Genomic DNA, 15,189 nt, shown 5'->3' with positions numbered 1-15,189 from the left:
ATCAGCCGTCCGAGGCCGCCTTGTTGCCGGGTTCTTCCGCGCCGTCCTGCTTTTCTGCCGCACCGTCGGCAGGGGCCGCCGCCGCCGCGCCTTCCGCAGGTGCTGCGGGCTTGCGCTCTTCGGGATTGACCGGCATGCCCGGCGCGATGCGTTGCACGCCCTCGACGATCAGGCGGTCGCCATCCTTGAGCCCTTCGCTGACGACCCAGTTATTGCCCATATCCTGAAGGATGGTCAGCTGGCGCTGTTCGACCAGCCCTTCGGCATTCGCCACCAACGCGATGGGCTGGCCGCGACGGTCGCGGCTGACGCCTTCCTGCGGGGCCAGCACCACGTCCTTGGCCTTGGCCTGCTGGATGATCGCCTGCACATACATGCCCGGCAGCAGGATATGGTCGGGATTGGCGAAGGACATGCGCAGGGTCATCACGCCGGTCGTCTCGTTCACATAGGGTTCGGCGGCAGTCAGCGTGCCGGTCTCGGCATAGTCCGAGCCATCGGCAAGGCGCAGCATCACCGTACGCGAGGGCTGCTGGTCGGTGGGTTGGGTCATCACCTCGCGCCGCCAGCGGATGACCTCGGCGGCGGATTGGGTCACGTCGACATGGACGGGATCGAGGGTGCGGATCACTGCCAGCGGGGTGGCCTGACTGGCGGTAACCAGCGCGCCCTGACTGGTCTGGGCAAGGCCGATCTCGCCGTCCAGCTCGGCCCGGATGGTGGTGCGTTCAAGCTCGATCCGGGCGGTCTGCAATTGTGCCTCGGCCACTTTCACCGCGGCCTCGGCGGCATCGCGGGCGGCGATCGCGGCCTCGGTCGTGCTGACGCTGGCGACGCGACGGTCGCGAAGCTCACCGACGCGGGTCGCCTCGGAGCGGGCGTTCTGCGCCTGCGCAAGGGCCTGCGCGACGGCAGCCTCGGCCTGAGCCACGACAGCCTCATAGGTGGTCTTGTCGATCAGGAACAGCGGATCGCCGACCTTCACCCGGCGGCCTTCCTCGAACAGGCGCTGCGCGACGATGCCGTTGACTTGCGGGCGGACCTCGGCTTCGGCCGAGGCGGTGACGCGACCGGGCAGGGTGGTCGTCAGGGTCACGTCCTGCGCATGCAGGGTCACGACCGTCACCGTCGGCGGTGGGGCATCACCGCCCGGTTGCTGGGCAATCGCCGCCGCCGGGACGAAACCTGCCGCGATCGGCAGAAACAGGGAAATGGCGATCCGGCGCGTGAGCGCTGACATGTTCGTGCTCCGGGTGCTGGTGCTGACCTTTTCAGTAATAACGAATGTTTGAGCGGGATGATCAATCCCGAATCGAGACGGGTCGCGGTTCAACCCGATGTCATGCGCGACAATTTTGCCGATTGCCTGCGCACTGGGCCCAGTCGCAGCGACCAGCCGCAGGCTTGGCAGGGGTATTTGAAAAACGAAGAAATTCCGGTGGTCGGGTCGAATGCTGCGGTTCGGTTCGGTTGTGAATTTGGGGTTGCAGCGGGCGCGCAGGTGATGCTATCGGATGCGCAGATGCGGGTGTAGCTCAATGGTAGAGCCGCAGCTTCCCAAGCTGATGACGAGGGTTCGATTCCCTTCACCCGCTCCAATTTCCCTGAATTTTGATCTGATTGTCGGAAGCTTGTCTTGGCTGATTTCGCGCGGCATGTCGTGTTGCCGTGCGCAGAGTCAGCGCAGGCCCATTTCGGCCAGGGCTCGGGCGATGTCCGGGGGCAGGCTGGGTTCGGCGTCGCGGCCCGCGGGCAGGTCCGGCGGCGCGTCCGTGGCGTTCAGGTAGCGCCAGCCCTGAAAGGGACGGCGGGGGGCTGCTGCCGTGCGGACCAGTTCGGGGTCGAGGACCAGCGCGCAGCGGCGGATGCCGTCCTCGCCTTCGACCTCTTCCAGCGCGAGGATGCGCTGGCGGGCCTGCATGACGCCCTTGAACACCCAGTAGATCGAGCCGCCGTCGAGGATCTCGGACTCGCGCTTGGGCCACATGCGGGTGACGTGGCGGGCGGGACCGCCCTGCCAGCGGTGTTTCTGCCATTCGGCCAGTTCCGCCGGGCTGTCGCAGCCGACGCAAAGCTTCATCAGGTGGAGGGTCTTGCTCATGCCCCAGATATATCCCGCGCGCGGGAATGTGCAACGCGTCCGCCTTGCACCCTGTGGATAAGGGGCGTAGGCCGCGTGGGATTTTCATAAAAACGAGGGGACCATGCCTGAGCCGGTCGCTATGCCTGAACGCAGGCAATCCCAATTTGAATTTGTCGCCATGCTGGCGCTGGTGCTGGCCGTGATCGCATTCTCGATCGACTCGATGCTGCCGGCACTGCCCGAGATCGCGCAGGAATTGAGCCCGGACAACGTGAACCGGGCGCAACTGGTGCTGACGGCCTTTGTCGGCGGCATGGGCGTGGGCGTGTTCCTTGCCGGGCCGCTGTCGGATGCCTTTGGGCGCAAGCCGATCATCACGCTGGGTTTCGGGATCTATGCGCTGGCCGCAATCGCCGCGATCTTTGCCAATTCGCTGGAAATGCTGCTGATCGCGCGATTCGTGCAGGGGCTGGGGGCCGCGGGGCCGCGGATCGTGTCGCAGGCGCTGGTGCGCGACCTGTATCAGGGCCGCGAAATGGCGCGGATCACCAGCTTCATCATGATGATCTTTATCCTTGTTCCGGCGATTGCGCCGTCGCTGGGCGCGGTGGTGATCCATTTCGTCGGCTGGCACGGGATCTTTGGCGCTTTCGTGCTGCTGGCGCTGGTCGGCTCGCTATGGCTGAACCTGCGTCAGGATGAGACCCTGCCCCCTGCTCGCCGCCGTCCGCTGAATATGACCAATCTGGTCGCCTCGGCGCGCGAGGTGCTGGGCAACCGGCAGGTGCAGCTGGTGGCCATCGTGATGACGCTGGGCTTCGGGCAGATGTTTGCGCTGCTCAGTTCGGCGCAGCAGTTGTTCTCGGAGACCTATCACAAGGGCGCGCAATTCCCGCTGTGGTTCGCGGCTATGGCGTTGCTGTCGGGGATCGGGACGGTGCTGAACGCGCGCTACGTGCTGCGGTTGGGGATGCGGCGGATCGTGACCTATGCCTATGCGATGCAGGTCGTGGTGTCCTCGATCATGGCGGTGCTGGTCATCGGCGACCTGCTGCCCGAGGCGTTGCGCTTTCCGGCCTTCTTTGTCTGGGCGGTCAGCGTCTTTTTTATGGCCGGGGTGACCTTTGGCAACCTGAACGCCATGGCGCTGCAGCGCATGGGGCATGTCGCGGGAATGGCGGCCTCGGTCATCGCAGCGGTCTCGACCATCGGCGCGGTGCTGATCGCGGCGCCGATCGGGCTGCTTTACGACGGCACGGCACGGCCGATCATCATGGCGACGCTGATATGTTCGGCGGCAGCCTTGTGGATGATGCGCAAGGTCGAGGAAGTCTGAAAACAAAGAGGGCGCTGCAAGCGCCCTTTTTCACATCTGACTTTTGGGAAGAAGTGGCAGCCCGTAGGGGAGTCGAACCCCTCTTTTCAGGTTGAAAACCTGACGTCCTAACCGATAGACGAACGGGCCACTTTCTGTTCCGCCGGGCTATGCCCTGCGGCGGTAGTCCTTCAGCAGAAGGCAAGGAAGTGGCAGCCCGTAGGGGAGTCGAACCCCTCTTTTCAGGTTGAAAACCTGACGTCCTAACCGATAGACGAACGGGCCACTTTCTTGTTCCGCCAGGCTATGCCCTGCGGCGTGGGGCGGTGTTTAGGTTAGCTTCCGGCGACCCGCAAGAGGTCTTTTCACGCTTTCTGTGGGTAAGTCGGATTTTCCGGACATGGCCGGAATCCATCGGGAAAACCGGCGGCGGAAAAGAAAAAACGCCGCGGATCGTGTCGATCCCGGCGTGAAGTCCTGTCAGAGACTGAAAGGAAGTGGCAGCCCGTAGGGGAGTCGAACCCCTCTTTTCAGGTTGAAAACCTGACGTCCTAACCGATAGACGAACGGGCCACTTTCTTATCCCGCCGGGCAGTGCCCTGCGGTGTGGGGCGGTATTTAGGGCAGGTTCCGGGGGGCCGCAAGCAGAAAAACGACTTCCCCGCAAAGTTTTTTCCGCGCCAGTTCAAAAAGGATCAGATCACCTCGGCGGCGTCATCCAGACGCAGCCGCACCCGCTCGCGCCCGCCCCATTGCGACAGCTCCAGCTTGCCCGCCAGATGATAGCGCCGCCCCTTGGATTCCAGTAGGGCCGGACCCAGCGGGCCGGTCATCGCGCCCCATGCGACAGCCTCAAGCGGCTGGCTACCGGGACTGCGGAAACGCAGCCGCAGATGGGCGTCACCCATGGTCCCGGCGCTGTCGATCAGCTGGTCGGCAAAAGCAAAGCGCGGGGCGGGGGCGGCCTGACCGAAGGGACCGGCACGGTCCAGCAACTGCATCAACTCAATCGTGGCACCGGCCGGGTCCATCAAGCCCGAGATCCGCAATTCGCCCGCGCCCGAACGCTCCGCCATCTCGCGCGCCAAAAGCTGCGACAGGCGCTCCATGGCCTCGGGGATCTTGGCTTCCTCGATGGTCAGGCCCGCGGCCATGGCGTGGCCGCCGCCCTTCAGCAGCAACCCTTCGGCCGCTAGACGCTGGATGGCGCGGCCCAGATCGACGCCGGGAACCGAGCGGGCCGAGCCCTTGCCGATCCCATGTTCGACCCCGATCACGACCGAGGGCAGGTTCATCGCCTCTTTGACGCGGGCGGCGACGATGCCGACGACACCGGGGTGCCAGCCTTCGCCAGCGGCCCATGCGACAAGGGTATCGCTGCCGCGTGCCTCGACCTGTGCCAGCGCGGCTTCGCGCACAGCGGCCTCGATGGCGCGGCGGTCGCGGTTCAGCTCATCCAGTTGCGTGGCCAGCCGCCCGGCCAAAGCGGTGTCGGTGCAGGACAGGCACAGCGCCCCCAGATCGGCCTTGCCGACCCGGCCGCCGGCATTGATGCGTGGCCCCAGCAGGAAACCCAGATGAAAGGCGTTGGGCGCGGAATCCAGCCGCGCCACATCCGACAGTGCCACCAGACCCGGACGCTCGCGCCGGGCCATCACGGTCAGGCCCTGCCGGACAAAGGCGCGGTTCACTCCGACCAGCGGCGCGACATCGGCCACCGTCGCCAGCGCCACCAGATCCAGCAAGCGGATCAGGTCGGGCTGGGCATGGCCGCCCTCGCGCAGCAGGCGGTTGCATTGCACCAGCGTCAGGAAGACCACGCCCGCCGCGCACAGATGCCCCAGCGCGCCATCCTCATCGGCGCGGTTGGGGTTCACCACGGCCAGCACGGGGGGCAGGGTTTCGCCGCCCTGGTGGTGGTCCAGCACGATCACGTCGCGGGGGGCGGCGGCGGCAAGTGCCTCATGGCTCAGCGTGCCGCAATCGACGCAGATGATCAGGTCATGGTCGCGCGCCAGTCCGGTAATGGCGGGGACGTTCGGGCCGTAGCCCTCATCGATGCGGTCGGGGATATACAGCGTCGCATCCAGACCCTGCTGACGCAGCCAGTCGATCAGCAGCGCGGCGGACGAGCCCCCGTCCACGTCGTAATCGGCAAAGATGGCGATGCCCTGACGGCCCAAAGTGGCCGCGACGATGCGCTCGGCGGCCTTGCCCATGTCGCGCAGCGTCAGGGGATCGGGCAGCAGGTCGCGCAGCTTGGGATCAAGATAGGCCTGCGCCTCATGCGGGGCGACGCCGCGTGAGGCCAGAATGCGCGTCACCGGCAAGGGCAGGCGGCTGTCCTGGGCCAGCGCCTCGGCGGCGCGGTCAAGGGTGGCATCGGGACCACGCCAGAAGCGGCCGGTCAGCGAGGATTCGACGGAAAGAAAGGCGGTCATGGGATCTTGTCCCCCATGACCGCCCGGCGTTCAAGAGTGCAGTCCCGCGATTACTTGATCGGGTTGCGATAGATCATGCGGCGGACCGAACCGGTTTTCGAGCGCATGAGGATGGTTTCGGTCTGCAGGAAGCCCGGCTCGCGCTTGACGCCAGCCACGATCGAGCCGTTGGTGACGCCGGTCGCGGCAAAGATCACGTCGGCGGTGACCAGTTCGTCGCGCGAATAGATGCGGTCCAGATCGGTGATTCCGGCCTTGTAGGCGCGGCCCTTTTCGTCGTCGTTGCGGAACAGCAGTTTGCCCCACATCTGCCCGCCCATGCATTTCAGCGCCGATGCGGCCAGCACGCCCTCGGGGGCGCCGCCCGAGCCCATATACATGTCGATGCCGGTTAGCTCGGCCTCGGCGCAGTGGATGACGCCAGCGACGTCGCCATCGGTGATCAGGCGGATCGCAGCGCCGGTCGAGCGGACTTCGGCGATCAGGTCCTCATGGCGGGGACGTTCCAGAATGCACACGGTGATGTCGGTGTCTTGCACGCCACGGGCCTTTGCCAGCGCGCGGACACGCTCGGCGGGCGACATTTCAAGGCTGACCACGTCCTTGGCATAACCCGGACCGATGGCCAGCTTTTCCATGTAGACGTCGGGGGCGTGCAGAAGCGTGCCGCGCGGCGCCATGGCGATCACGGTCAGCGCGTTCGGCATGTCCTTGGCGGTCAGCGTGGTGCCTTCCAGCGGGTCAAGCGCGATGTCCACTTCCGGGCCTTCGCCGGTGCCGACTTCCTCGCCGATATACAGCATCGGAGCTTCGTCGCGCTCGCCCTCGCCGATGACGACGACGCCCTTGATGTCCAGCATGTTCAGCTGTTCGCGCATGGCGTTCACGGCGGCCTGGTCGGCGGCCTTCTCGTCCCCGCGACCGATCAGACGGGCCGAAGCATGGGCGGCAGCCTCGCTGACGCGGGCCAAACCCAGAGACAGCATACGGTCATTGAAATCCTTGGGCGGGGTCATCGTGAAAATCCTTGTGATTACGTTTGGGAAGGCTTCTACGCGCCGGATTGTAACGGCTGCAAGGCTGGGTGCGCTAACGGCTCAGCTTTCCGCCAGTTCCAGCGCGAGTGCGTGGATTCGCGGCACAATGTCGCCCAATGTGCGATGCACCAGCCGATGCTGAGCGACACGGCCAAGCCCCGCGAATTGCGGGCTGGCGATGACGATGCGAAAATGCGTCTCGCCGCCCTCGCGCCAGCCGCCATGGCCGCGATGGCCTTCGCTTTCATCAATAATCTCTAGCCGGGAGGGTTGAAGCTCACGCAGCCGTTCCTGCATCTCATCCGCAATCATCCGTTATGCCCCTTTCATGTCGCGCGAAATAATCTAAACTGCGTGTCCCGATCAGGACAAGGCAGGTATATGAGCAACAGCGACCCGTTCGGCTTCGACATTTCGGCGGCCTCGGACAAGAAAAAACGGTCCAAGGGACGTCGCGGCATGTCGGGCGCATTCGAGACCTCGACCCGCAGATGCGACAAGGACGGCTGCAATGAGCCGGGCCAATATCGCGCGCCCAAGAATCCGCGGAACCTCGACGATTACTTCTGGTTCTGCAAGGACCACGTGCGCGAATACAATGCCAACTGGAACTATTTCCAGGGCCAGTCCGAGGCCGAGTTCCAGGAGTTTCTGGACAATGCGACGGTCTGGGAACGTCCCACCAAGCCTTTCGGCCGCGCGGCGCAGGAACAGAAATGGGCCCGCCACGGCATCGACGATCCGCTGGAGATCCTGGGCGCAAACGGCACCAACCCCGAGCTGCGCACCAAGGCCACCCGCAAGCTGCCCCCGACCGAGCGCCGCGCGCTGGATATCCTTGAGGCCAAGGACAGCTGGACCCGCGCGGAAATCCGCAAGCAATACAAATCCCTGGTCAAGGATCTGCATCCCGACATGAACGGTGGCGACCGTTCGGACGAGGATCGTCTGCAGGAGGTCGTCTGGGCCTGGGACCAGATCAAGGACAGCCGCAGCTTCAAGGACTGAGGTGGTCAGGGGGCTTTGCCCCCGCGCGTTCCGCGCTCCCCCAGGATATTTAAGCAAGAAAGAAGGCCCGGAGCGCGAAGCTCGGGCCTTTTTTTTTGGACCAGGCTTGGTTGGAAAAGGTCCGGGGGACCTTTTCCGAAGCCGAACGGGCGTAAAGCGCCCGGAGCCGAATTTACAGCTCGCGCTTGAGCGCGTCCGCCAGATCGGTGCGCTCCCACGAGAAGCCGCCATCCGCCTCGGGCTGACGGCCGAAATGGCCGTAGGCGGCGGTGCGGCGATAGATCGGGCGGCACAGGTCCAGATGCTCGCGGATGCCGCGCGGCGTCAGGTCCATGGCGCGCGAGATGGCGCGTTCGATCTCGGCCTCGGGGACCTCGCTGGTGCCGAAGGTGTCGGCATAGATCGAAAGCGGTTTCGCCACGCCGATTGCATAGCTCAGCTGGATCACGCACTTACGGGCCAGACCTGCAGCAACCACGTTCTTGGCCAGATAGCGCGCGGCATAGGCGGCCGAGCGGTCAACCTTGGTCGGGTCCTTGCCCGAGAACGCGCCGCCGCCATGGGGGGCCGCGCCGCCATAGGTGTCGACGATGATCTTGCGCCCGGTCAGGCCGGCATCACCATCGGGGCCGCCGATGACGAAGGTGCCGGTCGGGTTGACCCACCATTCGGTGTTCTCGGTCAGCCATTCGGCGGGCAGCACTTCGCGGATATAGGGCTCGACGATGGCGCGGATATCGTCCGAGGTCTGCTCGACATCCTTGTGCTGGTGCGACAGCACAAGGCTGGTGACTTCGACCGGGATGCCGTTTTCGTAACGCAGGCTGATCTGGGATTTCGCGTCGGGGCCCAGCATCGGCTCGGCGCCGGATTTGCGGGCCTCGGCCAGACGGCGCAGGATCGCGTGCGAATACTGGATCGGGGCGGGCATCAGCTCGGGGGTTTCATCGACGGCAAAGCCGAACATGATCCCCTGGTCGCCAGCGCCGTCGCGATCGACGCCCTGGCTGATATGGGCGGATTGCTCATGCAGGTAATTGTGGACGTGGCAGGTGTTCCAGTGGAACTTTTCCTGCTCGTAGCCGATGTCGCGGATGGTGTCGCGGGCGATCTGGCCGATGCGGCCCATGTATTCGCCCAGCTTCTTCTGGTCGGTCAGGCCGATCTCGCCGCCGATGACGACAGTTCCGGTGGTGGCGAAGGTTTCGCAGGCCACACGGGCGGCGGGGTCCTCGGCCAGCAGGGCGTCCAGCACCGCGTCCGAAATCTGGTCGCACAATTTGTCGGGGTGCCCCTCGGAGACTGATTCCGAGGTGAACACGTAATTCTGTCTGGCCATTGAAGTGCTCCGTTGGAAATACGCCGTCACGCCAGGAAGCCGTTGTGACGGTCAGAAAGGACCGATAGTTCAGCCCTTGCGGGCAGTCAACCTGCGATGCAGTGCCGCGCAGATCACGCATGCGAGGGCTGCAATCACCGCAGGCCAGTCGCCCCAGCGTGACCATGGCGTCGGCGGCAGAGCGGCGGGCAGGGCTGCGTCGATCCGTCCGCTCAGGTTCAGCCCCAGCGTTGCCCGCAGACCGCCCCGGGCGTCGATCACCGCCGAGATGCCGGTATTGGCCGCGCGCATCAGGGGCAGCCCGCTTTCTATCGACCGCAGCCGTGCCTGTGCCAGATGCTGCCACGGGCCGGATAGATTGCCGAACCAACCGTCATTCGTAACCTGCAGCAACCAGCCCGGTCGGTCAGGACCAGCGACCAGATGCCGCGAGAACACGGCCTCGTAGCAGATCAGCGGCTGGACCGGGGGCAGCGCGCCATAACGTATCACCGCCGGGCCATGTCCGGGCGAGTAGCCGAAACCGTGCTGCGCGGCAAAAGCGCGGATGCCAAAACGCGACAGCTGGTCGCCCCAAGGGGTGTATTCGCCAAAAGGCACAAGGTGGAACTTGTCATAGACCGGGCCGATGCCTTGGGCGGAAAACTCGGTCAGGCTGTTGAAGTAACGTTCACCCTCGACCCGCTGGATGCCCAGGATGACGGGGCTGCCGACATAGGTCGAGATGTCCTGCGGCGCCGTTCCCGATTGCTCCAGCAGGAAGTTCACCGCGGTTTCCGGCCAGATCACCGCATCCGGCGCGGGGCGGTCGGTGTCGCGGGCTGCGGACAACTCCATCAGGCGGCGAAAGAAGATCTCGGACCAATAGGGGTCCCATTTCAGCGCCTGCGTGGCATTGGGCTGGATCAGGCGCAGGTGATGGTCGGTATCGGGCGGCAGAGGCTGCGACAGGCGGGCAAGGCCTGCGGTCCAAGCGGTGGCGATGACCAGCAGCGACAGCACGGCACCCGGCAGGGCGGCGCGCAGGGGCGGGCTGGAGCGCCAGAACAGGACGGGCAGGCAGGCTGCCAGCATGGTCAGCGCCGACAGCCCTAGCGCGCCGAAGGTGGCTGCGATCTGACCGGCGGGCGTCTCGATCCAGATATGACCGCTCAGCGCCCAGGGCAGGCCGGTGAAGATCCAGCCACGCAGCCAGTCAGACAGCACCATCAGTGCGGCAAAGGCTGCTGCTTGTCGCGCGAAACCGGGGGCGAGGCGGGCTGAAAGCCAGCCCGGAACCGCCCAGAAGATCGCTCCGCCTGCGGCCATGAAGATCAGGGCAAAGGGAGCCATCCAGCCATAGCGATCCGGCTCGACAAGGAAGGGCTCGACGATCCATGACATGGCGACGGCGAATTGGCCGAGACCGGCAATCAGCGCGTGCCATGCGGCTGCGCGAGGGCTGCGGGCGCGGGCGATGCGATGGCACAGGACAGCCAGTGCCGCGACGGTCAGGAACCACAGGTTCCATGGTGCCTGTCCAAGGGCCGCTATTGCGCCAAGCGCCAGATCGAATGCCAAAGACCGAAGCGGCGGTCGGCCGCTCCGGTCATGGAGTTGGTGTTCTGCCACGGCGGGCATGGGCCGAAATCAGGCCTCGGCGGTGGTGTTGTCCGCGACGGGCTGCGCGGCCTCGGTCGCCGCAGCCTTGGGCTTGCGGGTCCGGGGTTTGCGCGCGGCCGGAGCCTTGGGCTCGGCCTTGGCGGTGGCCTTGCGGGCCGCCGGTTTGCGCTTGGGCTTGACCACCTCGCCTTCGGCTGCCGGAGCATCGGTCGCCACGGGAGCGGCCTCGACCTGCTCTGCAGCAGCGGTTTCGGCCTTGGCCTTGGTTGCGCGCGGCTTGCGGCTGCGCGCAGGCTTTTTCGCGGGCGCTTCGGCCTCGATGGTCTCTACTGCCGGTGCGATCCCAGCGGTTTCAGCGGCAACAGGCGCTTCGACGGCGGATTCGGGCAGGACCACGGTTTCGACCGGCGCGGGTGCGTTGTCTTTGGGCGCGGATTTACGCGAGCGGCTGCGCTTGGGCTTGCCTGCCGGTTCGGCAGCAACCGGACTGGCGACCGGCGCGGTTTGCGCGACCGGTGCTACTTCGACAACGACCGGAGCCTCGGCTGCGGGCTTGGCCGGTGCGGCCTGAGGCTCGTCGAATTGGTCGAACAATGCCGGACGGAAGCTGCGGGTCATGAATTCGGGAACGTGGTCGCCCATGCCCATGACGGCGTTGCGATCGGGGCGGCGGTCGTCCCGACGCTCGTGACCACGGTCATGGCTACGCTCGCGGCGCTCCTGGCGGTCATCCCGACGATCTTCGCGGCGCTCCTCACGACGTTCTTCGCGGCGCTCCTCACGACGTTCCTCACGGGCGGGGCGGGGTTCGGCGGCGGCTTTGACTTCGACCGGCGGCTGCGGACGCTGCTCGCTATCATCGCGGCGGCCGCGACGGTCACGGGTGCGTTCGCCACGACGGCTACCGGTTTCACGCGGTGCACGCGGCGCATTCTGCGCGGCCGAGGACAGGGTGAACCCTTCGGGGATTTCAGCGCGGGGCAGGGTCTGTTTGACCAGCGACTCAATAGCGGTGAGGTATTTTTCGTCCATGGGCGTCGAGATCGAGATGGCAGTGCCAAGGCGCCCGGCCCGGCCGGTGCGGCCGATGCGGTGGACGTAATCTTCGGCATGCGAGGGCAGGTCAAAATTGAAGACGTGGCTGACGGCCGGAATATCCAGTCCGCGCGCGGCAACGTCCGAGGCCACGAGGAAGCGCAGTTTGCCCTCGCGGAAATCGTCCAGCGTCGCCATGCGGTGGCGCTGGTCCAGATCGCCATGGATCGGAGCGGCGTCAAAACCATGCGCTTTCAGCGACTTGGCGACGATATCCACATCCGTCTTGCGGTTGCAGAAGATGATGGCGTTCTTCAGTTCCTCACCCTCGGCGCGGATCATGGCGCGCAGCAGCTCACGCTTCTGCTTGGCCGACTGGTCGCGACGGGTGGGCGTGATCTCTACCAGCTTCTGGGTGATGGTTTCGCTGGTGGTGGCCTGACGCGCGACCTCGATCCGCTCGGGCGAATGCAGGAAGGTGTCGGTGATACGCTCAATTTCCGGGGCCATGGTGGCGCTGAAGAACAGCGTCTGGCGGGTAAAGGGTGTCAGCTGGAAGATGCGCTCGATATCGGGGATGAAGCCCATGTCCAGCATCCGGTCGGCTTCGTCGACGACCATGATCTGCACACCGGTCAGCAGCAGCTTGCCGCGTTCGAAATGGTCCAGAAGGCGACCCGGAGTGGCGATTAGCACGTCGACGCCACGGTCGATCAGCTTGTCCTGTTCGTTGAAGCTGACGCCGCCGATCAGCAGCGCCTTGGTCAGGCGGGTATGCTTGGCATAGACGTCGAAATTCTCGGCGACCTGTGCGGCCAGTTCACGCGTCGGGCATAGCACGAGGCTGCGCGGCATCCGCGCCCGCGCCCGGCCACGGCCCAGAAGCGTGATCATCGGCAGGGTGAAGCTGGCGGTCTTGCCGGTGCCGGTCTGGGCGATGCCCAGCACGTCGCGACCTTCAAGCGCGGGCGGAATCGCCCCGGCCTGAATCGGCGTGGGGGTTTCGTAGCCCGCCTCGATGACGGCTTTCAGAACCTTGGGGTCCAGCTTCAGATCGGTAAACTTGGTCATTCGGGGCTTTCGTGTAAACGCGCAGAATGTTTACTGCGCTGGTCCTGCGTCCATCGCCGTGAACGGGCCCTGCTTCTATTCGAAGGTCCGAAAACGACGGTTCGGGACGCAATCTCCGCACGCCCCTCGCCTTGTCTGCCGGATGCAGACGGCTGTGGACCTAACCGAAATCGGGCGGCGCGTCAATCTGATCGCAGATTTTCCGTGACTGCCACGACGGGACAGAACATCTTGGGCGGTGGTTCGGACCGCAGGTCTGCCTGTCGCGAGGATTTGGATGGCTGCCGAGATTGCCGGGCTGAGCCCGATGGAGGCTTTTGCAATCGTCGGAATTGCCGGGATCGGGGCGCAATGGCTGGCATGGCGTTTCCGCATCCCGGCGATTGTGCTGATGCTGGCTACGGGCCTGCTACTGGGCCCGGTCACCGGGTTTTTCGTGCCCTCACGCGATATCGGTCCGCTGCTGGAGCCGATGATCTCGCTAGCCGTGGCGATCATCCTGTTCGAGGGTGGGCTGACGCTGAACTTCCGCGAATTGCACGACGCCAAGGCCGCCGTCCGGCATCTGGTCTATATCGGCGCGCCGCTGGGCTGGGCGCTGTCGGCCCTGGCGCTGAACCGGATCGCGGGCCTGCAATGGGAGGCGGCGATCGTCTTTGGCGGCATCATGATCGTGACCGGGCCGACCGTCATCGCGCCTCTGCTGCGTCAGGCGCGGCTGCAACCCCGCCCCGCGCAGGCCCTGCAATGGGAGGCCATCGTCAACGACGCGCTTGGCGGGCTGGCCGCCGTGCTGGCGTTGCTGGTGGTGCTGGTCGGCCATCAGAACCTTGGCGGGGCGGAGGCCTTGTGGAAGCTGATCTCGGGCGTGGGTTTCGCGCTGGCCTTGGGCCTTGCCTCCGGGGCGGGGATCGTCACGGCGTTCCGCCGCAATCTGGTCCCCGAATACATGAAGGTGCCGCTGCTGTTCGTCACCGTGCTGGGTGCCTTTCCCGGGGCCAATGCCGTTCTGGATGAAAGCGGCCTGCTGACGGTGACGGTCATGGGTCTGCTGATCGCCAATGCCAACCTGCCCAGCTACACCGAAATCCACCGCTTCAAGGAAAGCGCCACGATCCTGCTGGTATCGGGGGTGTTCATCCTGCTGGGCGCCGGTTTCCGGTTCGAGACGCTGCAACTGCTGGACTGGCGCGCCGTGGCATTCGTGCTGTCGGTGATCCTGATCGTGCGCCCCCTGACGGTCTATGTGGCGTTGATCGGGACCGGGCTGCCTTGGCGGGAAAAGGCGCTGATCGCATTCACCGGTCCGCGCGGGGTGGTGTTGGTCGCGATCTCGGGGATATTTGCCGAAAGGCTGGTCGCCGAAGGGATCGCGGACGGGGCGCTGCTGGTGCCGCTGGCCTTTGTGCTGGTGGTGGCGACGGTGGTGCTGCATGGCTTCACGCTGGGGCCGATGGCGCGATGGCTGGGGCTGGCCTCGGGCGACAGGCCGGGGCTGATCATTGTCGGCGGCTCCGAATTCTCGACCGGTTTGGCGCAGGCATTGGAAAAGGCCGGGGTAGATGTGGTGATCGTCGACCCGAACCGCAGCCGCCTGCTGTCGGCGCGCCACGCCGGGCTGAAATACTATTATGGCGACATCCTGTCCGAGGCCGCAGAAACAAGTGTCGGCCTTGTCGCCTATAACGCGCTGCTCTCGGCTTCGGACAACGACGCCTATAACACGCTGGTGGCCACCGACCTGACCCCCGAACTGGGCCGCGACGCGATCTGGCAGGTGACGCGCGAAAAGGACGAGGTCGCCCGCTATGCCCTGCCCATTCAGCTTGGCGGGCAGGGGATCAGCGGCGGTCGGACACTCTCGCAATATCTGGCGCTGCTGGAGGCGGGCTGGCGGTTCCGCACCACGCGGCTGACGGCGGAATACACGCTGGCGCATTGGCGCGAGAGCCGGGCCGGGGCCATTCCGCTGGCCGTGGTCGATCGCGGCAAGGTGGCTTTTGTTTCGGACGAGGCGCGGATCGTGGCGCGTGCGGGCAGCCGGATCATTGCGCTGGCCCCGCCCGACGCACCCGAGGTCGAGCGTAGGGACGAAAGCGAAGCCGATGCAGGCACACCCACGGGCCTGCCTGCCGGTATGGTCTGTCTGGGGCGCGCACCCGAAGATACACGCACAATCTTTGCCAATATGGGCAACCCGCGCCCACCCACCGAGCAGCCGCGATGATTGGTGCGGTTGACGGCCCCCAAGCGCAGGC

11 protein-coding genes, 4 tRNA genes, 1 pseudogene and 1 riboswitch are annotated in these 15,189 nt (G+C 65.5%); of the genes and pseudogenes, 5 read left to right on the top strand and 11 right to left on the bottom strand.

Annotation, left to right across the window (positions count from 1 at the left end; all coding sequences use genetic code 11):
* Window position 1 precedes the first annotated feature (1 nt).
* Window positions 2-1,240, bottom strand: coding sequence for an efflux RND transporter periplasmic adaptor subunit (locus GL300_RS01375; RefSeq protein WP_155037784.1), 1,239 nt, complete (start codon window positions 1,238-1,240; stop codon window positions 2-4).
* A 57-nt stretch (window positions 1,241-1,297) separates the two neighbouring features.
* Here GL300_RS01375 and GL300_RS01370 point away from each other — a divergent pair, with 57 nt between their 5' ends.
* Together GL300_RS01370 and GL300_RS01365 are read left to right on the top strand one after the other, a co-directional pair.
* A complete protein-coding gene (locus tag GL300_RS01370) occupies window positions 1,298-1,534 on the top strand; it encodes a hypothetical protein (RefSeq protein WP_155037783.1) in 237 nt (78 codons plus the stop codon).
* Window positions 1,525-1,598: transfer RNA gene (locus GL300_RS01365), tRNA-Gly, on the top strand. The genes GL300_RS01370 and GL300_RS01365 overlap by 10 nt, the downstream gene beginning before the upstream one ends.
* 80 nt (window positions 1,599-1,678) lie before the next feature.
* Here the strand turns inward: GL300_RS01365 and GL300_RS01360 are convergent.
* Window positions 1,679-2,101: a DUF1489 family protein gene (locus GL300_RS01360; protein ID WP_155037782.1), complete on the bottom strand. Its 423-nt coding sequence runs from the start codon at window positions 2,099-2,101 to the stop codon at window positions 1,679-1,681.
* 103 nt (window positions 2,102-2,204) lie between these two features.
* Here GL300_RS01360 and GL300_RS01355 point away from each other — a divergent pair, with 103 nt between their 5' ends.
* Window positions 2,205-3,419, top strand: a complete 1,215-nt coding sequence (locus tag GL300_RS01355) for a multidrug effflux MFS transporter (RefSeq protein WP_155037781.1) — start codon at window positions 2,205-2,207, stop codon at window positions 3,417-3,419.
* Between the two features lie 54 nt (window positions 3,420-3,473).
* Here GL300_RS01355 and GL300_RS01350 read toward each other — a convergent pair.
* The 6 genes from GL300_RS01350 to GL300_RS01325 form a co-directional block, all read right to left on the bottom strand.
* Window positions 3,474-3,548: transfer RNA gene (locus tag GL300_RS01350), tRNA-Glu, on the bottom strand.
* Between the two features lie 60 nt (window positions 3,549-3,608).
* A tRNA-Glu gene (locus GL300_RS01345) sits at window positions 3,609-3,683 on the bottom strand.
* Between the two features lie 213 nt (window positions 3,684-3,896).
* Window positions 3,897-3,971 (bottom strand) — tRNA-Glu (locus GL300_RS01340).
* A 122-nt stretch (window positions 3,972-4,093) separates the two neighbouring features.
* Window positions 4,094-5,839 (bottom strand): single-stranded-DNA-specific exonuclease RecJ, encoded by a 1,746-nt coding sequence (gene recJ, locus GL300_RS01335; RefSeq protein ID WP_155037780.1) that lies wholly within the window; start codon window positions 5,837-5,839, stop codon window positions 4,094-4,096.
* A gap of 50 nt (window positions 5,840-5,889) precedes the next feature.
* Window positions 5,890-6,855, bottom strand: a complete 966-nt coding sequence (gene glpX, locus GL300_RS01330; protein WP_155037779.1) for a class II fructose-bisphosphatase — start codon at window positions 6,853-6,855, stop codon at window positions 5,890-5,892.
* Window positions 6,856-6,936: 81 nt separating this feature from the next.
* A complete protein-coding gene (locus GL300_RS01325; RefSeq protein WP_155037778.1) occupies window positions 6,937-7,188 on the bottom strand; it encodes a BolA family protein in 252 nt (83 codons plus the stop codon).
* Window positions 7,189-7,257: 69 nt separating this feature from the next.
* On the opposite strand from GL300_RS01325, the gene GL300_RS01320 reads away from it, so the two are divergent.
* On the top strand, window positions 7,258-7,884 hold the full coding sequence (locus GL300_RS01320) for a J domain-containing protein (RefSeq protein WP_155037777.1): 627 nt from the start codon (window positions 7,258-7,260) through the stop codon (window positions 7,882-7,884).
* A 172-nt stretch (window positions 7,885-8,056) separates the two neighbouring features.
* Here GL300_RS01320 and metK read toward each other — a convergent pair whose 3' ends face one another.
* From metK to GL300_RS01305, 3 genes and pseudogenes are all read right to left on the bottom strand, one after another.
* On the bottom strand, window positions 8,057-9,223 hold the full coding sequence (gene metK / locus GL300_RS01315) for a methionine adenosyltransferase (protein ID WP_155037776.1): 1,167 nt from the start codon (window positions 9,221-9,223) through the stop codon (window positions 8,057-8,059).
* 5 nt (window positions 9,224-9,228) lie between these two features.
* A riboswitch (SAM-SAH riboswitch) is annotated at window positions 9,229-9,277 on the bottom strand.
* A 15-nt stretch (window positions 9,278-9,292) separates the two neighbouring features.
* Window positions 9,293-10,783, bottom strand: a complete 1,491-nt coding sequence (gene lnt / locus GL300_RS01310; RefSeq protein WP_246195056.1) for an apolipoprotein N-acyltransferase — start codon at window positions 10,781-10,783, stop codon at window positions 9,293-9,295.
* A gap of 582 nt (window positions 10,784-11,365) precedes the next feature.
* Window positions 11,366-12,931 (bottom strand): annotated as a pseudogene (locus GL300_RS01305) (DEAD/DEAH box helicase); the annotation flags it as partial.
* 277 nt (window positions 12,932-13,208) lie between these two features.
* Between GL300_RS01305 and GL300_RS01300 the strand changes: the two are divergent.
* Window positions 13,209-15,158 (top strand): cation:proton antiporter, encoded by a 1,950-nt coding sequence (locus GL300_RS01300; protein WP_155037773.1) that lies wholly within the window; start codon window positions 13,209-13,211, stop codon window positions 15,156-15,158.
* Window positions 15,159-15,189: the final 31 nt, after the last annotated feature.

Source organism: Paracoccus litorisediminis, assembly GCF_009711205.1.
GTDB classification, from domain to species: domain Bacteria; phylum Pseudomonadota; class Alphaproteobacteria; order Rhodobacterales; family Rhodobacteraceae; genus Paracoccus; species Paracoccus litorisediminis.
Note: the sequence above shows the minus strand (reverse complement) of the source record. Positions and strands in the feature narration are given on the sequence as shown.